Here is a 20,681-nt window from a genome sequence, read left to right on the forward strand (position 1 = left end):
TGGGTAATTTTAAACAAACGATCCCGCCATGAACTCCCGATCCACAGACCTGATCAGGATCCGGCCAGAGCTTTCCATCAAACCCCTGCAGGCCGGGGAAGCTTCCGAAGAATTTTTCCAAAACCGCACCCTGCGTCCCGTCCTTAAACTTCAGAATGACCTGTTGCTGGCGGCTTTCCGCAATTATGCGATAAAGCATAAGGGGTATTTCTTCGAACTGGGCCAGGAAAAAAAACTCAGGTATATTGAAAATGCGATCCAGAAAGACATCAAGTTCAGGAATTCGCTCAAGGGCATGATTATCGGCCAATTTACCCTGGAAGAATATGAGCGTTATATCCGAAGTTCATCCTCCCTGAACAAAAGGATGATGAATATGGTTGTGGAGCGCCTGAAGGACCAGTTACAATTGCTGGAACACCTCCCGGCAGGGCATGGTTTGCCTGCCTGACCGAGGGGAATGCCCGGGGTGCCCCCGGGAAACCGCAGGCATTGTCTTTAAAGCCCAAAGGGCCTGTCGGCTGCTGAGACCTGCTGCCACAGGGGTCCCAAAAACTGCGGCTTTAAGCCAAAGTTAACGCCCCGCAGGACGCATCCCATGCCGGAATTAAATACCTTTGACCAGCCTAATTTCCCAATCATGGATGTGCGCCAAACCATCAGTGAAATAGAGTCATGCAAAGCCTGGCTAAGCCTGAAATACCGGTTAAAGTCCCTTACAGAGGACTTTACCGACCGCCTGTTCCTCACCCTTTTTGACAGCGGGACCCCGGTGGCCGAAAACCTGGAAAGCCTTGAAGACGAGTTTGAGGAAATCCTTCAGTTGGCCGGATGGAAAGCATCTCCCCCCTGCCGCAAACTGTGGCGCACCTACCTGAAAGAGTTGCCCGGGATCCTCAGGAAACTAAAACTGGATGCAAATGCCATCGCAGAAGGGGACCCGGCTTCTGTGTCCGTGGAAGAAGTATACCTGGCCTACCCGGGCTTCTACGCCATAGCCATCTACCGCCTGGCACACCCGCTCCATTTGTACGGGGTGCCGCTGGTCCCCAGGCTGATGACCGAATATGCCCATGGTAAAACGGGGGTGGATATCAACCCCGGTGCCCAGATAGGCCTTTCTTTTTTTATCGACCACGCCACAGGGGTTGTCATTGGGGAAACGGCGGTAATCCGCGACCGTGTTAAAATCTACCAGGGGGTTACCCTGGGTGCCCTTTACGTGTCCAAAGACCTGCAGCAAACCAAGAGGCACCCGACCATCGAAAACAATGTGACCATTTATGCCAATGCCACCATATTGGGCGGCAATACCGTAATCGGGGCAAATTCGGTGATTGGGGGAAATGCCTGGGTGACCCAGTCGGTTCCCCCAAACTCCAAAGTCTACCATAATCCCGAAATCCACATAAAAACCGAGGGAAATGCCTTATGACCTCCTCCACCTTATCGGAAACACCCCATTGGTCGCCTCACGGAAGCTTTGGGTAACCCCGGGGGTTGCCCTCTATTTCAAGCTGGAAGGACAAAACCCGGGGGGAAGCGTTAAAGACCGGCCGGCCCTGAATATGATCCGGGCAGCCCTGGAGCGCGGGGATATCGACCAAAGTACCAAACTCATCGAGGCCACCAGCGGGAACACCGGGATTGCCCTGGCCATGATAGCCAGGTTGTATGGCCTGGAAATAGAGCTGGTGATGCCCGAGAACGCGACGCGGGAGCGGGTACAAACCATGAGGGCGTACGGGGCCAGGGTTACCCTGACCCCGGCCGGGGAAGGCATTGAGGGCGCCCGGGACTATACCGAAAAAATGGTCCGCTCCAGGGGCTATGTGATGCTCGACCAATTCTCCAACCCCGACAACTGGAAGGCCCACTACCTGACCACAGGGCCTGAAATCTGGAAGGATACGCACGGAACGGTCACCCACTTTGTGTCCTCCATGGGTACAACCGGGACCATTATGGGCACCTCGCGCTACCTGAAGGAACAGTACCCGGGGGTATGCATCGTGGGGGTGCAACCCGATTCCCAGGCCAGCATCCCGGGCATCAGGAAATGGCCGGAGGCCTACCTACCCCGAATCTATGATCCCGGGCAGGTTGACCGTATCATGGAGGTGAGCGAGGCGGAAGCCCGGACCATGGCGCGGGCCCTGGCTTCTGAAGAAGGCATCTTTGCAGGGATGAGCAGCGGGGGGGCTACTGCAGCTGCCCTCAGGCTTGCTGCAGAACTGGAGGAAGGGGTAATCGTATCCATTGTTTGCGACCGGGGCGACCGTTACCTTTCCTCAGACCTCTTCGGTTGAAGTGACACCGGGGAATGCATAGGAGCCATGCTTTGGTTCCCGGGCAGGCCGGGTTAAAGCCAGTCTTTCCTTCTAAAGAATACCAGCATCCCAACCAGTAGCAAAAACATGATCCCCAGGACTATAAAATACCCGTATTCCCATTCCAGTTCGGGCATGTTCCTGAAATTCATCCCATAAATCCCGGCGATAAAGGTGAGCGGGATAAAAATGGAAGCCATGATGGTAAGCACCTTCATGACCTCGTTCATTTTATTGCTGACATTGCTCATGTACAATTCCATAATGCTGAACGCCAATTCCCTTTGAATATGGAGGGTTTCCTGGATTTCCGTAGCGTGGTCCAGGGCATCCCTGAGGAACACCCTGGTATCTTTGGAGATCAGGGGTGATTCAGTGCTGATCAGCCGAGCGACCAGTTCCTTTGCAGGCGACATCCACCCCCTGAGGGTTATCACATCCTTCCGCAGTTGCTGAATCTTCAATGCAGTTTCGGTTTTCGGGCGGGTATACACCTCCTTTTCCAGCTCGTCCATCTGTCCCTGAATGATATCCAGGACCAGGAAATAATTGTCGATCAGGGCATCGACGAGGGCGAAAAGGAGGTAATCTGCCCCCCTGCTGCGAATGCGCCCGGAATGTTCCTCGATCCGTGACCTCACCCCATTGAAGACGTCGGCTTTAACCTCCTGGTATACAAACACCTGCCTTTCCTTAAGGACCAGGGCAACATGTTCTTTTACGATTTTACCCTTGCCATCGGGATAGAGCATTTTCAGGACCAGGAACAGGTAGTCCTCGTATTCATCCATCTTGGGCCGTTGTTCCGTATTTACGATATCCTCCACCACCAGGGTATTCAACCCGATGGACTTGCCGAGTTCGTCCATCAGGGCCTCTTCGCTGAGGCCTACGATATTGACCCATTGCGTCTGTTGCCCACCTGGCGGGGATGCCAGGGCTGAAATATCGGTCACCTCAGACTTCTTGTAGACCGTAGGGTCATACAAAAGGGAATCGATAATCGATTTGCCCCCGGCCCTCCGCCCCAGATAGGTGACGGTGCCCGGGGCTTTCCCCAGTTTCAGGTCCCTTTTTACCGGCTTGTGGCTGTGCAACCGTTTGAACTGTGAAACGATGTCCGACGCTTTTTTCATCATATCATACTGGATTAAGAACGGTTCCGGAAAATCGGGTTTCAAGAAGCTGCAGCCCCGAAGACGGGGCAATTTCGGCAATTCCCGAGGGGGTTCCCGTTTGCAGGGATTTTACCAGTTCCCCAATGGTTAGCACACCCCTGCCAAGGGCAACCAGGGCAGCCATCATGTTACGGACCTGGTACCTGCCGAAACCCTGCCCCTCCACCTGAAAAAAATAAGAGTCCTCAGGGAAAAAACTGGCAGTTAGGTCATTGTTGCGCTCAATTCGGGCGGCACTTACCTCCCTGTGGGTGAGGGTGGCCGCGGAAGGGCGCGTGATAAAAGCCGAAAAATCATGCCGCCCCACGAAAGCCAGAGCCGCCTGTTTCATAGCGCCTATATCGAGGGAATCGGGGAAATAGCCCAACAGAGGGGCACAGAACGGATGGGGTTTTTCGCCAAAAGTGAAGTAATAGCGGTAAACCTTGTAGGTTGCATCCCGGATCGCATTGAATCCTTCCGGTACTTCCTGGAGGGAACGGACCACAATATCAGGGGGCAGGTTTGCGTCCAGGGCAACCCGGACCTCTTCCAATGACGCCAGGGCGGGTCCAGGGAGGTTGAGCTGCACGGCAAAATCAGTTGCGGAGACCCGGGCATCGGTGCGCCCGGCCCCGAGGAGCCCGACTTTCCTGCCCGGAAGCACAAACCGGAGGGTTTTTCTCAACATTCCCTCTATGGTGCGTTCCCCGGGCTGCTGCTGCCATCCGCTATAGCGAAAGCCAAGGAACTGAAGCTTCAGAAGGTATTGGTGTTTTTCCCGTTCAGGCACTTGAAAGATTTTCTGATTCCACGTAAAGTTACGCAACACTGTAACAAATGGGTATAGGGAAAGGTCTATATTGTCAAAACTGAAAGCCAGGAAAGGTATGTCACAAGCAGGAATTTCATCCAGATTAACCGTCGTGGATTCCCTACGGGGGTTTTCCCTGGCCGGGATCGTAATTGTACACATGCTCGAAAATTATGTGGGAGGCCCGGTCCCGGAGGGTGCAATGGCCCAGGTCAACCAGGGGTTTGCAGACCAGGCCGCCGAAATCTTTTCCCTGTTGTTTATCCGGGGGAAATTTTTTGCCCTTTTTTCGTTCCTCTTCGGGTTGAGTTTTTTTATCCAAATGGATTCTGCATCAAAACGAAGCGTTAATTTTTCAGGGCGCTTCGCCTGGCGGGTCTTCCTGTTGCTGATCATTGGGGTTTGCCACCATTTCTTTTATGGCGGGGATATCCTTACTATCTATGCCCTCCTTGGGTTCCTGCTTATCCCGTTTATCAGGGTAAAGGATGCCTGGGTCCTTGGCCTTGCCGCCCTGCTCCTTTCCGGCCTGCCGCGTTTCATCCTCTTCGCCCTTGGCCAGGGCTCAGGCCTCTTGATCGAAGGCCTGATGGTCCCCAACAGCGCCCTGGCAAACTCCTATTTTAACACGCTGCAGCATGGAAGCCTGATGGATGTCTTTCGCCAGAACGGGGGTTTTGGCCACCTGATGAAAATGGAATTCCAGTTGGGCACAGGCAGCCGGGCCTACCTGACCTTTGCCTTTTTCCTGCTGGGGCTCTATATGGGTCGACTGGGGTATTTCCGCGATTTTATGGCGTACCGCAGGCAAACCCGACGGGGCCTTTGGCTTGGGCTGGTGGTTTTTATCCTGGGGCTGGTGGTGGCAGGGTTGGCATTCTCACAACTCGGGGAAGAGGGCGATTTCAATTCCTTGCAGGCTATGGTCGGGCTTACCGCCTGGGATATCAGCAACCTGGGAATGACTGCCTTTTTGTTCTCCGGGTTTATACTGCTTTATTCGCGAAAAAGGAATACAACCATCCTTGATGCCCTGGCCCCATATGGGCGCATGGCGCTGACCAATTATGTGATGCAGAGTATTATCGGGACCTTTTTCTTTTATGGATGGGGCCTGGGGTTTATAGGGACCGTGCGGAACAGCTATGTCTTCCTGCTGGCCCTGCTGATCATCATGCTACAGGCTCTGGCCAGCGCCTGGTGGCTGAAGCGATGCCATTATGGCCCCCTGGAATGGGCCTGGCGGTGTCTTACCCACTGGAAGCGGATGCCCCTTCTGCGGTCTTATTAGAGGTGCCACGAGCGATACTCAACACCTCATTCACCACGGGAAAAGACCCCTTGACAACATTCGACGCCGTTGGTCGATTTTCCTGAAATATCCGAAAACCCACCGCGTTCTACCTATCGAAACAATACCTTTGATTTTGTGACGGCACCTAGAAATTTCCCCCAAAGCCAGCGCGCCCTTTCCTGGAAAACCTGCTACTTCCTTTCCCTGGGCATCCTACCCGTATTGATCGTACTGAATTTTTACGGGCTTTACAGCAATCGGTTCTACTTCCTTAAAATCGACAATTATATCTTCCCGATATTCAGCTTGCTTCATTTCGTTTTCCTGTACGTGATGCGCTTCAAGATCAGGGAAGGTGAATATCCGGACCCGGTAATGCGGAACGTGGAATACGGGATGTATGCCGTCCTCATGATTTACCTGTTTAAATGCTTCGATACCCTCTATATCCTGATGAGTTACAACAATTACCAGGCTTATATCATTCCCGAGACCTTCCTCCCTGTTGGGTTTTTGACCCTGGGCCTCCAGGTATTCCTCGTGGTGCTGACCTTACTGAGTTTCTGGTACCGCAAGGCCCTGGTCGGGGTTTATGATTTCGAACAAATCGATGAAAATATGAATTCATGGCAGTAGCCGGAATTCTTGTGTTGTGGCAAAAAGAAAGCCCGGTTTAAAAACCGGGCTTTCTTTTTGGTGTTTGGGGTTTAGGATCCTATAACCCGCTGATATAACTCCCATAGGGATCCTTGAAACGAAAACCTTCCGTAAACCGGCTTTTGCTGAGTTTCTTGTTCGCTTCCAACCCCCATAAAACGAGTTCCTTCACAAAAGGTTCCGAATCCCTGTCCAAATCGGGCATGTATTTTTGCACCAGGGCGCCCAGCGGCCCGACCTGTTCCAGGGCTTTGCGGTACCGTACATCGGACAGGTCATCGGGGAGTTCCAGCCCTTCTCCCTCGAAAAACCATTGGACAATGGCATCATACGGGGTTTCCGCATCCTTGCGCTCCAGTTTTTTGATCTCCGGGAAATAGGATGAAAACAGGGTGTTCACGGCTTCTTCAATAAGGATCCGCGCCACCCCGTCGGCCCCTTCCTGCTCCCCTTCGTAAACCAGCTCAATCTTGCCGGTAATGGCCGGGATGACCCCCATGAAATCGCTGAGCCGAACAGTGGTTTTTGACTCTCCCGAACGAAGCATCCGCCTTTCCGCGGTGCTGATCAGGTTTTCGTAAGCGGTGATGCTCAACCGGGCGCTTACGCCGCTTTTTCGGTCGACATAGTCGCTTTTCCTCGCCTCAAAGCTGATCTGTTCCAGCAAATCCCTGGCAATGTCCGGGACCATGACCCCCTTTTGCTGGGCCGGGTCAAGGGCCGCTTCCTGCCTGGTAATACGCCGGGCCGTAGCGATGTCCTCCGGGTAGTGCGTAAGGATTTGCGACCCCAGGCGGTCCTTTAGCGGGGTAACTATGCTTCCCCGGTTGGTATAATCCTCGGGGTTTGCTGTAAATACGAAGTGTACGTCGAGCGGAAGGCGTACTTTGAAACCGCGGATTTGCACATCCCCTTCCTCAAGGATGTTAAAGAGGGCCACCTGTATGCGCGATTGCAAATCGGGCAATTCATTGATGACGAAAATACAACGGTTTGCACGGGGAATCATCCCGAAATGCAATACCCTGTCATCCGCATAGGACAGTTTAAGGTTGGCAGCCTTGATAGGGTCTACATCCCCGATCAGGTCGGCCACCGTAACATCGGGGGTCGCCAGCTTTTCGTAGAAACGCTCGGAACGGTGGACCCACGAGATTTCGGTAGCATCTCCATTTTTAGCCAGTTGCTCCCTGGCATAACGGGAGATCGGGTCGAAAGGGTCGTCGTGGATCTCACTGCCAGCCACTTCCGGGATCCACTCGTCAAGAAGCCCTACCATCAGGCGGGCCAGACGGGTTTTTGCCTGCCCCCTTAGGCCGAGTAAATTGATGTGGTGCCTGGAAAGAAGGGCGTGCTCCAGTTCCGGGATAACCGTGTTTTCATACCCCCAAACCCCTTCGAATGAGGGTTTTTTTGCCCTGATCCGTTCTATGAGGTTGGCCCTTAATTCATCTTTTATGGACCGGGTGGTGTATCCGGAAGCTTTGAGTTCCCCGAAAGTGCTTATCGATGGGGGGGTGGCAGTAGGTGCTGTCATGCTAATGTTTCGGAATTATCCTTTTATTCTCCTCTTTCTGTTTTGTTCATAGTCTTCAAAGATCATTTCCCCAAGGCCCTGCAGGCCGGTAAAGAAGGCCTTGCCTTTGTTGGCTTCCGTAAAATGCCTTACAAACTGCATCAGGTAAGGATCCTGGGCAATCATGAAGGTGGTAATGGGGATATGCAATTTTCGGGCCTGTGCAGCCATGGTATAGCACTGTTCAACGATATAATCGTCAAGGCCGACGCTGTTTTTGTAATACGTCCCGTCGGGCATGCGCAGGCAGGAAGGCTTGCCGTCGGTGATCATGAAAATCTGCTTGTTCGTGTGTCGTTTTCGCCTCAGCATATCCATGGCGAGTTGCAGGCCGGCCACGGTATTGGTATGGTAAGGACCCACCTGGAGGTACGGGAGTTCCTTCAGGCTGATGGGCCAGGCGTCGTTGCCGAAAACCAGGATATCCAGGGTATCTTTCGGGTAGCGTGTGGTGATGAGTTCCGCCAGGGCCATGGCGACTTTTTTTGCCGGGGTAATCCGGTCTTCCCCGTACAGGATCATGCTGTGGCTGATATCGATCATCAGCACCGTACTCATCTGGGCTTTGTGGTGGGTGTCTTCCACCACCAAGTCGTTTTCTTCGAGCCGGAAGTCATCCATCCCATGGTTGATCTGGGCATTGCGCAGGCTTTCGGTCATCGAAATCTGTTCCAGGCCATCCCCAAAGCGGTACGACCGGAAATCCCCGGTATGTTCATCCCCCTTGCCCGATTTTTTTGCCTGGTGGCTCCCGCTGCCCCGTCGCTTGAGCTTGCCAAAGATCTGGTCGAGGGCCCTCCTGCGAAGCATGCGCTCCAACTTTGAAGTCATCGAAAGGGAAGCCTCCCCGTCCTGGCCTTCCCCCCCGGAACCCTGAACGATCTCTTCCCTTAGGTATCCGCGGGCCTTCAGGTCCTCAATAAAGTCTTCCAGGGTGTAGTCCTCATCGGTCAACCCGTATTCTTTATCGAGTTCCCGGAGCCAGTCGAGCGCCTCGTCCACATCGCCGGAGGTATGGGTGATAAGTTCCTGGAAGATGTCAAAAAGCTTTTCGAAAGGGGAAACCTCCCCGGGCTGGTAGGAGGTAAACCGGAATCCTTTTCTTCTTTCCATAGCTGCCTAAAATTACAACATTTGGGAAAGGGGGCCGAATTTTTAAGAAATCTTAACGGGGGGGCTGGTGCCGGGCCTGGAGGACCTTTACCACGTCCTGCAAACCAAACCCTTTGGCTTCGAGCAGGACCATGTGGTGAAACAGCAGGTCTGCAGATTCTTCCAGGAAGCGTACATCATCCGAATCCTTGGCTTCAATAACGGTTTCCACAGCCTCCTCCCCTACTTTTTGCGCTATTTTATTCAATCCCTTTTGGAAGAGGGATGCCACATAGCTGTCACCCCCCGTGCCGGCCATGGCCTCCTGCTTCCTGCTGGCGATTACTGCCTGCAAATGCCCCAGGAAGGCCAGGTTGCCCCGGTTATCCTCCGCCCAGCAGGTATCGGCCCCGGTATGGCATACCGGTCCGGCCGGCCGCGCCTTAACCAGGAGGGTGTCCCTGTCGCAGTCTGCGGCCAGGCTTACCAGGCTCAGGGTATTCCCGCTCTCCTCCCCTTTGGTCCATAACCGCTCCCTGCTTCTGCTGTAAAACGTGACCAGCCCCGTTTCCAGGGTCCTTCCCAGGGCCTGCTCATCCATGTATCCCAACATGAGTACCACCCCGGAATCGGCATCCTGTACCACGGCCGGCACCAGGCCGTTTCCTTTCTGAAAATCGATATGTTCCATAATCTCGTTTTTTTAAATCCGCACCGGGATCCCGCGATCCTTTAAGTATTCCTTCAATTCAGGGATGGGTATCTCATTAAAATGGAATACGCTGGCCGCAAGGGCTGCATCGGCCTCCCCCAGGAGGAAGGCATCCGCAAAATGCGCCATGGTCCCTGCCCCGCCGGAGGCGATCACAGGGATGCTGACCTGCCCGGCCAGGGTCTTCAGGGCTTCATTGGCAAACCCGCCTTTGGTGCCATCGTGTTCCATACTGGTGAACAGGAGTTCCCCGGCACCCCGGTCTGCCACCTCCCGGGCCCAGGTGAACAGTTCCACCTCCGTAGGGACTTTGCCGCCCACCAGGTGGATCTTCCATTCCCCCCCTACCCTTCGGGCATCCAGGGCCACCACAATGCACTGCGAACCAAATTTGGCCACCAGGTCATCGATAAGGCCAGGATTGCGAACGGCTGCGGAATTTACGGAAACCTTATCGGCCCCGTTGTGCAGCAACAGGTCAACATCCGCCACGGAGCTGATGCCGCCCCCCACGGTGAACGGGATATCGATGCGTTCGGCTACCCGCCTAACCAGTTGGGCCAGGGTCTTCCGGTTCTCCTCCGTGGCCGAGATATCCAGGAATACGAGTTCATCCGCACCCTGGCTGGCATAGGCGGCCGCCAGGGCCACCGGGTCTCCCGCGTCCCGGAGATCCACAAAGTTGATCCCTTTTACCGTGCGTCCGTCTTTGATATCGAGGCAGGGGATGATTCGTTTGGTCAGCATAGGCTAGTCGTTATGGATATTCAGGTCTATCCCATCATAAAAGCCGAGGTCCCGGTTTTTGAGGACTTTGGTAAGGTAAGCGATCTGGCCGGTATGGTAACTGAGGTGTTCCACCACATGGAGGACCATACCGAGACCCGTTAGCTCGAATCCCTGAACGCGTCTTTTTTGCAACAAATCAGCCTCAGGCACAATACTGATAAGCGCAATGGCCTCCCGGGCCACCCCGAAAAATCGCTCCTCTACCTGCTGGCGCCCCTCCGGGGCGGGAAAATCGAATTCGCGTTGCCGCACCCGGGTATCCGGCAAGCCACCCAGGCCGCTGAGGAGGTACTGGCGGATATTGCCGCTGAGGTGCGACAGCAATTGGCCTACCGCGTTGGAAGCCTCGTTTGGGCGATGCCAGAAACCGGCATCATCCAGGGTGCCGAGGCAAATGCGGATCATCCGTACAGACTCTTCCATCCGGTAGATGGCCTCACTCCGGAATACCTGTGCCATTGCTGTTTCATTTGCCTTCACGACTCCAGGTTAAAGCGTTCAAGTTCTTTTAGGGTTATGCGCCCTTCGTAGAAAGCCTTTCCCACTATGGCCCCATCACATCCCACGTCCCGCAGCGCCAGCAAGTCGTCGAGGCTGCTGACCCCGCCACTGGCCACCAGGCGGATCCCGGGGATTTCAATATCCTCCACCCCGCTCATGCCCACGCGCGTTTCGATTATGGCCGTCTTGCGGAGTAACTCCCGGTACAGGTCCAGGGATGGACCCCCTAGCATCCCATCGCGGCTTATGTCGGTGCAAACCACATATTTGACCCCTTTTTTCTGATATCCGGAGACAAACGGGAGCAGTTTCTGCCCGGTATCCTCCTGCCATCCGCTCACGGCAATCCTGCCTTCCCTGGCATCAGCCCCAAGGATAATTTTTTCAGGCCCGTAGGCTTCCAGCCACGACAGGAACAGGCCGGGGTTGGTCGCCGCAATGCTCCCCCCGGTAACCTGGGCTGCCCCGCTGTCAAAAGCAATCCGTACATCCTCATCCGATTTCAGCCCCCCGCCAAAATCGATTTGGAGGCCCGTTTTGCCGGCAATGGCTTCCAGCACCCCATGGTTGACAATATGGGACTGGCGCGCCCCGTCGAGGTCCACCAGGTGCAGGTAGCGGATGCCGGCATCTTCGAAAGCCCTGGCCACTTCCAGGGGGTCTTCGCTATACACCTTTTGGGTGGCGTAATCGCCCCGGGTGAGCCTTACGCATTTGCCGTCAATCAGGTCGATGGCTGGAATGATTCTCATTGTTTTGTTCAGATTTCAAGAAAATTTTTCAATATTCGGGCCCCTGTTTTCCCGCTCTTTTCGGGATGGAACTGCACCCCGAAAAAATTGCCTTCAGCCAGGGCAGCACTGTAGGGGCCCCCATACTCACTGGTGGCGATGGTTTGTGCCCCCAATGGGGCAAAATAACTGTGGACCAAATAAATATACTCATCCTCCCCGACCCCCTGAAAGAGGGGGGAAGCCAAATTACGGATGCTATTCCACCCGATCTGCGGCACTTTGGGAACCCCTGTGAAGCGGACCACATCCACGTCAAAAATACCGAGCCCCGGGGTGCCGCCTTCCTCCGATCGGCGGCACATCAGCTGCATGCCAAGGCAAATGCCCAGCACGGGTTGTTTCAATTCCGGGATCAGGCGGTCGAGGCCGCTCTGCTTCAACTTCGCCATAGCGCTGGAAGCCTCCCCCACCCCGGGGAAGATGATTTTATCGGCCCGGCTGATCCGGTCCGGGTCAGCGCTGAGTTCCGGGGAAAAACCCAGCCGCTCAAAGGCAAAACGGATGCTCTGAATATTGCCTGCCCCATAATTTATGATAACCAGATCCATTGTTTTTGTTTTTTAAAGCATCCCTTTGGTAGACGGCAGAATCCGCTTTTCCGGATCCCGCCGCACCGCCATTTTTATCGCTTTGGCAAAAGCCTTGAAAATGGCTTCTATCTTGTGGTGTTCATTCTGCCCTTCTGCGCTGATGTTGAGGTTTGCGCGGGCACTGTCGGAAAAGGACTTAAAAAAGTGGAAAAACATCTCCGTGGGCATGTCCCCTATTTTCTCCCTTCGGAATTCCGCCTCCCAAACCAGCCAGTTCCTGCCCCCGAAATCGAGGCTTACACGGGCCAGGCAATCATCCATGGGCAGGCAGAACCCGTAGCGTTCCATGCCCAGTTTGTCGCGCAGGGCCCTGTGGAAGGCCTCCCCGAGGGCTATGGCGGTATCTTCGATGGTATGGTGCTCATCCACGTGCAGGTCACCCCGGGTACGCAGGTACAGGTCGAGCTGCCCGTGCCGGGCCAGTTGGTCGAGCATATGGTCGAAAAACGCCAGGCCTGTCTGGATATCAGCCGTACCGCGCCCATCGAGGTTCAGGCGGACTTCAATATCCGTTTCCGCCGTTTTTCGCGTTAGGGAGACCTCCCGTCCGGGAAGGGCCAGGAATTCATAGATGCCCTTCCAACTCGTGCCCTTCCAGGCCATTACCGCTTCAAGGTCTTTTTCGGAGGCGGTCAGCTCATCCAGGCCCAGCTGGGTTTGTTGGTCGAGGAAGATCCCCCGGCCCCCCAGGTTTTTAGCCAGTTCCATGTCGGTAAGCCGGTCGCCGATCACGTAACTGCCCGCAAGGTCATAGGACTCGCTGAAATACGCTGTCAGCAACCCTGTCCCGGGCTTTCGGGTTGGGGCGTTATCCGCCGGGAAGGTACGGTCGATCAGCACCTCGCTGAAGGCCACACCTTCGCTTTCAAAGCACCTGAGGATCAACTCCTGTACCGGCCAGAAATCGGCCTCCGGGAAGGCGCTGGTCCCCAGGCCGTCCTGGTTGGTAACCATAACCAGTTCGTAATCCAGTTCACGGGCTATGCGGCCGAGCCAGGTAAACACCCCGGGGCAGAATTCGAGTTTTTCAAAGGCGTCGATCTGCTGGTCCGCTGGTTCCCGGATCAGGGTCCCATCCCGGTCGATAAATAGTACTTTTTTCGCCTTCATGCTTTCTGAATTTGATCCATTTGTTTCAATACGGCAATCAGCCGGTCGTTTTCCTCCGGGGTGCCCACCGTAAACCTCAGGGTGTTTTCGCAAAGGTACTGGGAGGAACGGTCGCGTACCACGATCCCGGCCTGCAGCAATTCCAGGTACCTGGCAGGGGCATCGTCTACCCGGGCCAGGATAAAATTCGCCTGGCTGGGAAAGACCTTCTCCACCATCCGAAGGTCTGCAAAAGCCCCTGCCAGGCGGCTTCGCTCCCCTTTGAGCCGCCTGATCTGCGCGGCGATCGCGGATGGATCCGAAAGGGCAGCCAGGGCGCGTTGCTGGCTGAGCACATTGACATTGTAAGGCGGTTTGACCCGTTTCAGCAGGGAGATCACCTCCTCCCCGGCCAGGCAAATCCCCAACCGGATCCCCGCCATGCCATACGCCTTGGAAAGGGTCTGCACCACCACCAACCCGGGGTAGTTTTCAAGTAAGGGGGCATAACCCGCATCTTCGGCAAAATCGATGTAGGCCTCGTCGATGACCACAAGTCCGGGAAAGGTATCGAGCAGTTCCAAAACCCTTTCCCGTTCCAGGGCATTGCCCGAGGGGTTGTTCGGGGAACAGAGGAAAAGCATCTTTACCCCTTCCCCGGCCTGTTCCATAATTGCGGGGTTATCGGGCTGGAAGTCGCCATTGAGGGGGATTTCAAGATTACGGACCCCATTGATCCCGGCCAGCACCCCGTACATGCCGTAGGTGGGCGGCAGGGTAATCACGGCATCCCGGTAGGGTTCGCAAAACACCCGGAACAATAGGTCGAGGACTTCATCGCTGCCGTTGCCCAGCAATACCTGTCCGACAGATACCCCCCGAAGGCGGGCAACCTTTTCCTTGAGCGCTTTCTGATGGGGATCCGGGTACCGGTTGACCCCACTTTCAAAAGGATTTTCATTGGCGTCCAGGAACACCATTCCCGACCCCGGGCCGCTGTACTCATCCCTTGCGGAGGAATAGGGCTTCAGGTCGTGAATCAAGGGTCGCGCTAACTGGGCTATGGTTTTGGCCGCTCTCATGGTTTGGTGATGGCATTGGTAAGCCCCCGTTCCAGATACTCCCGCCGGATCCCTACGGCCCGCGCATGGCCTCGCAATCCTTCGGCTTCGGCCATCACTTCAATGGAAGGACCTATTTCGCGGAGTCCCTCTGCATCGAGGCGCTGGTAGGTAATACTTTTCAGGAAGCTGTCGAGGTTTACCCCGCTGTATTGCCGGGCATATCCATTGGTGGGAAGGGTATGGTTGGTCCCCGAGGCATAGTCCCCCGCGCTCTCGGGGGTATAGTTCCCGAGGAATACCGAACCCGCATTGTGGACCTGTTCGAGGAGGAACCGTTCTTCCCGGTGGCAGATAATCAGGTGTTCCGGGGCGTACAGGTTAACCATATCAGCAATTTCCTCCCAGTTTTTAAGTACAATCCCCCTGCTGTGGGTTATGGCCTGCCGGGCGATTTCCTGCCTGGGGAGGTCATCGAGCTGGGCTTCGAGGGCCTGGTTTACCGCTTCCATGATTTCCTCCCTGTCGGTAAGCAGGACCACCTGGCTGTCTGCCCCGTGTTCTGCCTGGCTCAGCAGGTCCGCAGCCACAAATTGGGGAACCGCGGTATGGTCGGCTACAACAAGGACTTCACTGGGGCCGGCCGGCATATCCATGGAAACGCCCCACCGGCCCGCCCATTGCTTGGCCTGGGTTACGTACTGGTTCCCGGGGCCAAACAACTTGTACACCGGGGGTACGCTTTCCGTCCCGAGCGTCAGGGCTGCAATGGCCTGTATCCCGCCCACTTTGCAGATGGTGGAAACCCCGCATCGGGATGCGGCATAGACAATAGCCGGGTGGAGGTTCCCATCCCGCCCCGGAGGGGAGCATAACACCACTTCCTGGCAACCGGCCAACCGGGCCGGGATCGCCAGCATGAGCACCGTGGAAAACAGGGGTGCAGTCCCGCCGGGGATGTAAAGGCCCACCCGCTCTATGGGGTGTTTCTCCTGCCAGCAATGTACCCCGGGCCTTGGAAACACCTCTACCCTGCCCGTCTTTTGGGCGGCATGGAAGGCGTAAATATTCTCGTACGCCAGGTCAATGGCATCCTTCAGGTCCTGGGGTACCTGGCCCCCGGCCCGTTCAATTTCTTCCGGGGTCAGCCGGAGGTCTTCCACCACAACCCCGTCAAAACGTTCGGTAAACGCTTTAAGGGCGGCATCGCCTTCCGATGCAACCCGATTAAAGACGTCGCTAACCACCGCTTCCAGGGAAGGAAGGTCCTTTTCAGGGCGCTTTAGCAAATCCCGCCAGGAATCCCGTCCCGGATACCTGATCCAATCCATTTGTCGTTTCGCCTTTGTCATAAGATCATTTTTTCTATGGGGCACACCAGGATGCCCTCGGCCCCCTCCCGTTTAACCTCGTCGAGGATTTCCCAGAAACGATCCCCCGGGATTACGGTGTGGATGGAGCTCCACCCCTGCTCGGCAAGGGGAAGCACCGTTGGGCTGCGCATCCCCGGCAGCAGCTCGATAATGGCATCCAACCGTTCGTTGGGGGCGTTCATCAGCACATACTTATGCTGCCGGGCCTTTAAGACCGATCGCAAACGGAACTGGAGTTTGGTGAGGATTTCCTGCTGTTCGGGCCCAATTTTCGGGGAGACCGCCAGCACGGCCTCGCTGTGAAGCATGACCTCCACCTCCCTGAGGTTGTTCTTAAACAGGGTGCTACCGCTGGAAACGATATCGCAAATGGCGTCTGCCAGGCCTATATTGGGCGCGATTTCCACCGAGCCGGTAATGATGTGCAGGTCGGCCCGGACTCCCCTTTCATCGAGGTACTGCTGAACCGTCCTGGGATAGGAGGTGGCGATGCGCTTCCCCTGCAGGTCTTCGATGCAGGTGTAGCTGGCCGATTTTGGCACGGCAAGGGAAACCCGGCATTTGGAAAAGCCCAACTTTTCGGCCATTTCGATATCTTCTCCCTTTTCGACCAGTACATTCTCACCGATTATGGCGATATCGACCACCCCGTCGCGGAGGTATTGCGGGATATCCCCGTTGCGAAGGTAGAAAACCTCCATAGGGAAATTCCTGGCAGAAGCTTTTAGCTGGTCCGTCCCGTTATCGATGGAAATCCCGCAGTCCTTAAGGATATTTAGGGAATCTTCGTTGAGCCGGCCACTTTTCTGAATGGCAATTTTAATGTTTTGCATACGCTGGATCATGTGTTTCAGACATAAAAAAAACCCGCTTGATCGCTCAAACGGGTTCAGAAGTATTGTGGGTTCACAACAAGCATTCCTACCGCGCCTGAGCGTCGGGAGCAAAATGATGGTGTGAATGGTTTTGTTTCATGACAGGCGTAAAATTAAGGCAATAATCTGTAACCGCAAAAACAGGCGGGTTTTAATTATTTCCCAAAATAATCGGCAATCCGGACTCGCCACCCCCTACAATAACCACTTTGGTGTTGGGAGACTGCGAAAGTTTCAGGGTTGCGTCGATCCCCTTGTCCTGGAGGATTTTGTCAGTAAGCGAGGCGCTCAGGATGCGGTTTGCATCGGCCTTCCCCTGGGCCTCGATCCGCTGGCGTTGTGCCTCCTTGTCGGCGCTGACCAGGCGGAATTCGTATTCCAGGGATTCCTGTTCCTGCTTCAATTTGCGCTCGATGGCCTCCTTGATGGTTTCCGGAAGGGTAACATCGCGCACCAGCACTTCATTGAGCTGGATATACTGGTCATCGACGATGCGGCGGGTTTCCTCAAAAATTTCCTGCTGGATCGCGTCCCTTTTGCTGGAATACAGTTGTTCCGGGGTATATCGCCCAACCACCGACCGGGCTGCTGAACGGATGGCCGGGAGCAGGATCCGCTCCTGGTACTGCTCGCTCTTTTCTTGGTGCAGCCTGCCCAGGTCGCTGTACTTGGGTTGGAACCAGGCCGAGGCGTCGATTAAAATGTCGAGGCCGTTGCTGGAAAGCACCTTCATTTTTTCATATACCTCCTGTTGGCGTACCTCGTAGATATAGACCTTGTTCCATGGGGCTACCAGGTGGAAGCCCTCACCCATCGGGGGTTCATCGGTAACTACCCCTTCCCCGAACGTCTTGTAAAGCACGCCGGCCTGGCCTGCCCCGATTGTAATAGCCGATTTGCTGATCAATATAACCGCAAAAATGATGAAGATGATTGCTGGAAGCGCAATTTTAGGTAATCTGTCCATAAGTCAAGTGTCGTTTAAAGTAGTCCGTTGTATTTCCTGATAAACCATTCGGCGCTTAATGCGGCAACAATTGCGGCAAGGAGCCACCGGAAGTCGATCAAAGATACGATATTTCGACGGGTTCGCTGTACGGGGCGGAACCGCTCCGATTCCAGGAGGGAATCTTTCAGGCTATTAAGTTCAGCAGGAAAGTACACCGCCCCCCCGCTCCCCTGCGCCAACCGGGAAAGTCCCCGAAGGTCGCTGCTTACCAGTTGCCCTTCCAGATCGAAATCCTGCAGGCGGAATTGCCCGGATTTAAGGGCGCCCGTTTTCGCTTCTTCAACGCTGAACGCATAAGCGCCGGTAGGCAGATCGCTGAGGTCGGCTTCAAAATACCCCTTTCCCAAAGACATCGGGTAGGTGCGTTGCCCGGAGTTGGCACTATCCCTCAGGGTCAGGTTCAGGGTCGCCTCAGGATCGAACCGGAAGGCTTCATCAAAATACCGGGCCCGGATCACTGCAGGTTGCAATCCATCGTAGACGTTTTGGTATTCCAGCCGTAACCGGTCATTCTGGGCGCCGGCCGTAAGGAAAAGGAATACCTTGCCCCAGAGGGCATCGAAGTCGCGAAAGTTTCCGTCCCGGGCAAATACGTGCATACGCCACCGCCACAGGCCGCTTCCCGCCAAAAAAGCTTCCCGGGGTTCGCTTCCATTTACCAATGCCAGCAAAGGCTGATCGAGGCTGACGCCCCTGACGCGTTGCCCCAGGAGCCATTCATGGGCGGGGCCAATCCGGTATTCGCCCAAAAAACCGTTAAGGGGTGGATATCCGCTGACCTCCCATTCGGAGACGTCAAATAAGGAGAAAGAAGGGTTGGGGGCCGGGAGCAAGTCCTCGGAAGGCCCCTGCTCCTCTAACTGAACGGTAGCCTGCGCCCTGTTTAGAAAGCCCCAGTCGGTCAGGTCTCCCGCTATGGTTATCAATGGCGCCTTTGCCCGGGCCAGCTCTGAGTAAACCCCGCGAAAAGAGGCATCAGGCTGGTAGAGGATCCACAGGTCTGTTTCCCCCGCAATTTCAAGGGCCTCCCTGGGGCTTACCACACGTACCTGCCGCTGTTTATTCTCCTCAATGGTTCGGGTAAGGGCCCCAATATCGGGATGGGGGTGGCTCGATACCAGACTGATCCGCGTGGTCTCGTCCACCACTTCGAGCCCTGCCATTTTGGAATTGTTCCCGGTGTTCCTTTCGCCCTCAAGGGGGGAAAGCACCACGCGGATGGTATGCAGGCCCGTTTCCCCTGCCCGGGCCTGGATCGCAGTGCGCAGGGAGGTTTTACCTTCCCCGAAGGTGAGTGTTTCCCTGTGGATCTGAGCGCCGTTGTCGAAAATTTGCAGGACTGTGCTCGCGGAACCCTGCCCCCTGAACGAGACCAGGACCTCAATCGGGAACTGATTTCCCAGGAAAGCATAACGGTTCAGGTTGATACGGTCTATACGCAGGTCGGAATAGGTAGCCGTATCACCCACTATCACCGGAAACACCGGCACTCCTGACCCCGGGTTGACTGCCAGGCTCTTTCCAAGGTTTTCCACCCCGTCGGTGACCAGCACAATAGTTGCCTTCCGATCGGCCTCCAATCCTGCCAGGGCTTCCAGGGCTCCGGAAATATCCGTGCCCTTTTCGGAGAAATCAAGGCTATCCCCGGGCTGCAGGCCAGTCCCGAAGGAGAACGCCTGCACCTGGAAACGATCCTTTAGGTCGCGATCATCGGAAAATGCGCGGGCTGCTTCCAAAACCTGAGATCGGGCCGGTTCCCTCCCGGCCGAACGGCTGTTGTCGAAAAGAAGCAATAGCTGCTGTTTTTCAGCATAGGCATCCGTTTGCTCCAGTTGCAGGGGAAACAACAACAGGAATACCCCGAAGAGCGCCAGAAAACGAAGGAAAGCCAGCAGCCAGCGGTTCGGCATGGCGCCTGCCCTGTAAAAGTACTGCAGGCCTGCCCCAAGAAATGCCAGGGCGATGCCCAGCGCGATCCATAGAACCTCCTTGTGGCCCATCCGTTATTTCTTTTCCATTTTAAATTGCTCCCCTGCAGGCCCAAGCCCCGGCTATACCGGAAGGCGACATTGCCCGGGAAGCAAAAGGCCGCTGTTTTTAACTACCCGGCAGGCCGGCATGCAAATCAGTGGCCCCGGGTACTACCAGATCGGGGATCAGGTCAACATGCCTCCGTCCACATTGAGCACCTGCCCCGTGATATAGGAAGACAGGTCGGAGGCGAAAAAGAGGCAGGCATTCGCCACATCATCCGGGGTCCCGCCCCGTTTCAGGGGAATGGCATCCCTCCAACCCTGGACAGTCTTTTCGTCCAGCTTTTGGGTCATCTCGGTTTCTATAAATCCGGGCGCGATGGCGTTGCAACGAATATTGCGCGAGCCCAGCTCCAGGGCGATGCTTTTGGTGAACCCGATCATACCGGCCTTGGAGGCGGCGTAATTCGCCTGCCCGGCATTTCCTTTTACGCCCACCACGCTGCTGATATTGATGATGGAACCATTGCGCTGCTTTAAAAGGGTCCGTTGCACGGCTTTGGTCATATTGAAAACTGACTTTAGGTTCGTGGCAATGACCTGGTCGAAATCTTCCTCGCTCATCCGCATCAGGAGGTTATCCCTGGTAATCCCGGCATTGTTGATCAATACATCGATCCCCCCAAAGTCTTCCAGCACACTGGCTACCAGTTTCTCGGCCTCCCCGTAAATCGACGCATCACTTTTATAGGCCTTGCCCTTTACCCCAAGGCCTGCGAGTTCCTTCTCCAGTTCCAGGGCAGGGGCTTCACTGCTGCTGTAGGTGAATGCCACATCGGCCCCATGCGCGGCCAGGACCAGGGCAATTCCCCTTCCGATTCCCCGGCTGGCCCCGGTTACGATCACTTTTTTACCATCCAGAATTTTCATAGGTAACGGTTTTGGTTGGATTGACTTCAAATGGTTTTCTGAAGGTACAAATCCTGCCATAAAAA

General features: G+C 55.3%; 21 protein-coding genes. 5 read left to right on the forward strand and 16 right to left on the reverse strand.

The window, feature by feature from the left end:
* Positions 1-28 precede the first annotated feature (28 nt).
* The 3 genes from NG653_RS01710 (at position 29) to cysM (ending at position 2,309) form a co-directional block, all read left to right on the forward strand.
* Complete coding sequence (locus NG653_RS01710; RefSeq protein WP_252739927.1) at positions 29-451, forward strand: glyoxalase; 423 nt, start codon at positions 29-31, stop codon at positions 449-451.
* A 189-nt stretch (positions 452-640) separates the two neighbouring features.
* On the forward strand, positions 641-1,435 hold the full coding sequence (gene epsC, locus NG653_RS01715; RefSeq protein WP_252740143.1) for a serine O-acetyltransferase EpsC: 795 nt from the start codon (positions 641-643) through the stop codon (positions 1,433-1,435).
* Positions 1,425-2,309 (forward strand): cysteine synthase CysM, encoded by an 885-nt coding sequence (gene cysM, locus NG653_RS01720; RefSeq protein WP_252739928.1) that lies wholly within the window; start codon positions 1,425-1,427, stop codon positions 2,307-2,309. Before epsC ends, cysM begins: the two co-directional genes overlap by 11 nt.
* 53 nt (positions 2,310-2,362) lie before the next feature.
* Here the strand turns inward: cysM and corA are convergent, their stop codons facing one another.
* Both corA and NG653_RS14805 read right to left on the reverse strand, forming a co-directional pair.
* Positions 2,363-3,469 (reverse strand): magnesium/cobalt transporter CorA, encoded by a 1,107-nt coding sequence (gene corA, locus NG653_RS01725; protein ID WP_252739929.1) that lies wholly within the window; start codon positions 3,467-3,469, stop codon positions 2,363-2,365.
* 1 nt (position 3,470) lies between these two features.
* Positions 3,471-4,280 carry a tRNA pseudouridine synthase A gene (locus tag NG653_RS14805; RefSeq protein WP_252739930.1) on the reverse strand — a complete coding sequence of 270 codons (810 nt, stop codon included), beginning with the start codon at positions 4,278-4,280 and terminating at the stop codon, positions 3,471-3,473.
* Between the two features lie 97 nt (positions 4,281-4,377).
* Between NG653_RS14805 and NG653_RS01735 the strand changes: the two genes are divergently transcribed.
* On the forward strand, positions 4,378-5,592 hold the full coding sequence (locus NG653_RS01735) for a DUF418 domain-containing protein (RefSeq protein ID WP_252739931.1): 1,215 nt from the start codon (positions 4,378-4,380) through the stop codon (positions 5,590-5,592).
* A gap of 138 nt (positions 5,593-5,730) precedes the next feature.
* Positions 5,731-6,231: a hypothetical protein gene (locus tag NG653_RS01740; RefSeq protein WP_252739932.1), complete on the forward strand. Its 501-nt coding sequence runs from the start codon at positions 5,731-5,733 to the stop codon at positions 6,229-6,231.
* 79 nt (positions 6,232-6,310) lie between these two features.
* Here NG653_RS01740 and NG653_RS01745 read toward each other — a convergent pair whose 3' ends face one another.
* The 14 genes from NG653_RS01745 to fabG form a co-directional block, all read right to left on the reverse strand.
* Positions 6,311-7,789: an AAA family ATPase gene (locus tag NG653_RS01745; RefSeq protein WP_252739933.1), complete on the reverse strand. Its 1,479-nt coding sequence runs from the start codon at positions 7,787-7,789 to the stop codon at positions 6,311-6,313.
* A gap of 15 nt (positions 7,790-7,804) precedes the next feature.
* Entirely contained in the window at positions 7,805-8,941 is a 1,137-nt protein-coding gene (locus NG653_RS01750; protein WP_252739934.1) for a vWA domain-containing protein, read from the reverse strand.
* Between the two features lie 52 nt (positions 8,942-8,993).
* On the reverse strand, positions 8,994-9,611 hold the full coding sequence (gene hisIE / locus NG653_RS01755; protein WP_252739935.1) for a bifunctional phosphoribosyl-AMP cyclohydrolase/phosphoribosyl-ATP diphosphatase HisIE: 618 nt from the start codon (positions 9,609-9,611) through the stop codon (positions 8,994-8,996).
* A 12-nt stretch (positions 9,612-9,623) separates the two neighbouring features.
* Entirely contained in the window at positions 9,624-10,379 is a 756-nt protein-coding gene (hisF, locus tag NG653_RS01760; RefSeq protein ID WP_252739936.1) for an imidazole glycerol phosphate synthase subunit HisF, read from the reverse strand.
* Positions 10,380-10,382: 3 nt separating this feature from the next.
* Positions 10,383-10,880 carry a DinB family protein gene (locus NG653_RS01765; protein ID WP_252739937.1) on the reverse strand — a complete coding sequence of 166 codons (498 nt, stop codon included), beginning with the start codon at positions 10,878-10,880 and terminating at the stop codon, positions 10,383-10,385.
* A 17-nt stretch (positions 10,881-10,897) separates the two neighbouring features.
* On the reverse strand, positions 10,898-11,674 hold the full coding sequence (locus NG653_RS01770; RefSeq protein WP_252739938.1) for a 1-(5-phosphoribosyl)-5-[(5-phosphoribosylamino)methylideneamino]imidazole-4-carboxamide isomerase: 777 nt from the start codon (positions 11,672-11,674) through the stop codon (positions 10,898-10,900).
* 8 nt (positions 11,675-11,682) lie between these two features.
* On the reverse strand, positions 11,683-12,264 hold the full coding sequence (hisH, locus tag NG653_RS01775) for an imidazole glycerol phosphate synthase subunit HisH (RefSeq protein WP_252739939.1): 582 nt from the start codon (positions 12,262-12,264) through the stop codon (positions 11,683-11,685).
* 12 nt (positions 12,265-12,276) lie between these two features.
* Positions 12,277-13,416, reverse strand: coding sequence for a bifunctional histidinol-phosphatase/imidazoleglycerol-phosphate dehydratase HisB (gene hisB / locus NG653_RS01780; protein ID WP_252739940.1), 1,140 nt, complete (start codon positions 13,414-13,416; stop codon positions 12,277-12,279).
* A complete protein-coding gene (hisC, locus tag NG653_RS01785; RefSeq protein ID WP_252739941.1) occupies positions 13,413-14,477 on the reverse strand; it encodes a histidinol-phosphate transaminase in 1,065 nt (354 codons plus the stop codon). The genes hisB and hisC overlap by 4 nt, the downstream gene beginning before the upstream one ends.
* A complete protein-coding gene (gene hisD / locus NG653_RS01790; protein WP_252740144.1) occupies positions 14,474-15,787 on the reverse strand; it encodes a histidinol dehydrogenase in 1,314 nt (437 codons plus the stop codon). The genes hisC and hisD overlap by 4 nt, the downstream gene beginning before the upstream one ends.
* A 17-nt stretch (positions 15,788-15,804) precedes the next feature.
* Entirely contained in the window at positions 15,805-16,662 is an 858-nt protein-coding gene (gene hisG / locus NG653_RS01795) for an ATP phosphoribosyltransferase (protein WP_252739942.1), read from the reverse strand.
* Between the two features lie 193 nt (positions 16,663-16,855).
* Positions 16,856-17,671: a prohibitin family protein gene (locus NG653_RS01800; protein ID WP_252739943.1), complete on the reverse strand. Its 816-nt coding sequence runs from the start codon at positions 17,669-17,671 to the stop codon at positions 16,856-16,858.
* A 14-nt stretch (positions 17,672-17,685) separates the two neighbouring features.
* Positions 17,686-19,713: a vWA domain-containing protein gene (locus NG653_RS01805; protein WP_252739944.1), complete on the reverse strand. Its 2,028-nt coding sequence runs from the start codon at positions 19,711-19,713 to the stop codon at positions 17,686-17,688.
* Between the two features lie 156 nt (positions 19,714-19,869).
* Positions 19,870-20,616, reverse strand: a complete 747-nt coding sequence (fabG, locus tag NG653_RS01810) for a 3-oxoacyl-[acyl-carrier-protein] reductase (protein ID WP_252739945.1) — start codon at positions 20,614-20,616, stop codon at positions 19,870-19,872.
* Positions 20,617-20,681 lie beyond the last annotated feature (65 nt).

This window comes from Robiginitalea marina (assembly GCF_024006985.1).
Taxonomy (GTDB): domain Bacteria; phylum Bacteroidota; class Bacteroidia; order Flavobacteriales; family Flavobacteriaceae; genus Robiginitalea; species Robiginitalea marina.

Coding starts and splice junctions, on each gene's coding strand:
- NG653_RS01710 (WP_252739927.1), top strand. CDS start 29: ATGAACTCCCGATCCACAGACCTGATCAGGATCCGGCCAGAGCTTTCC.
- epsC (WP_252740143.1), top strand. CDS start 641: ATGGATGTGCGCCAAACCATCAGTGAAATAGAGTCATGCAAAGCCTGG.
- cysM (WP_252739928.1), top strand. CDS start 1,425: ATGCCTTATGACCTCCTCCACCTTATCGGAAACACCCCATTGGTCGCC.
- corA (WP_252739929.1), bottom strand. CDS start 3,469: ATGATGAAAAAAGCGTCGGACATCGTTTCACAGTTCAAACGGTTGCAC.
- NG653_RS01735 (WP_252739931.1), top strand. CDS start 4,378: ATGTCACAAGCAGGAATTTCATCCAGATTAACCGTCGTGGATTCCCTA.
- NG653_RS01745 (WP_252739933.1), bottom strand. CDS start 7,789: ATGACAGCACCTACTGCCACCCCCCCATCGATAAGCACTTTCGGGGAA.
- NG653_RS01750 (WP_252739934.1), bottom strand. CDS start 8,941: ATGGAAAGAAGAAAAGGATTCCGGTTTACCTCCTACCAGCCCGGGGAG.
- hisIE (WP_252739935.1), bottom strand. CDS start 9,611: ATGGAACATATCGATTTTCAGAAAGGAAACGGCCTGGTGCCGGCCGTG.
- hisF (WP_252739936.1), bottom strand. CDS start 10,379: ATGCTGACCAAACGAATCATCCCCTGCCTCGATATCAAAGACGGACGC.
- NG653_RS01765 (WP_252739937.1), bottom strand. CDS start 10,880: ATGGCACAGGTATTCCGGAGTGAGGCCATCTACCGGATGGAAGAGTCT.
- NG653_RS01770 (WP_252739938.1), bottom strand. CDS start 11,674: ATGAGAATCATTCCAGCCATCGACCTGATTGACGGCAAATGCGTAAGG.
- hisH (WP_252739939.1), bottom strand. CDS start 12,264: ATGGATCTGGTTATCATAAATTATGGGGCAGGCAATATTCAGAGCATC.
- hisB (WP_252739940.1), bottom strand. CDS start 13,416: ATGAAGGCGAAAAAAGTACTATTTATCGACCGGGATGGGACCCTGATC.
- hisC (WP_252739941.1), bottom strand. CDS start 14,477: ATGAGAGCGGCCAAAACCATAGCCCAGTTAGCGCGACCCTTGATTCAC.
- hisD (WP_252740144.1), bottom strand. CDS start 15,787: ATGGATTGGATCAGGTATCCGGGACGGGATTCCTGGCGGGATTTGCTA.
- hisG (WP_252739942.1), bottom strand. CDS start 16,662: ATGCAAAACATTAAAATTGCCATTCAGAAAAGTGGCCGGCTCAACGAA.
- NG653_RS01800 (WP_252739943.1), bottom strand. CDS start 17,671: ATGGACAGATTACCTAAAATTGCGCTTCCAGCAATCATCTTCATCATT.
- NG653_RS01805 (WP_252739944.1), bottom strand. CDS start 19,713: ATGGGCCACAAGGAGGTTCTATGGATCGCGCTGGGCATCGCCCTGGCA.
- fabG (WP_252739945.1), bottom strand. CDS start 20,616: ATGAAAATTCTGGATGGTAAAAAAGTGATCGTAACCGGGGCCAGCCGG.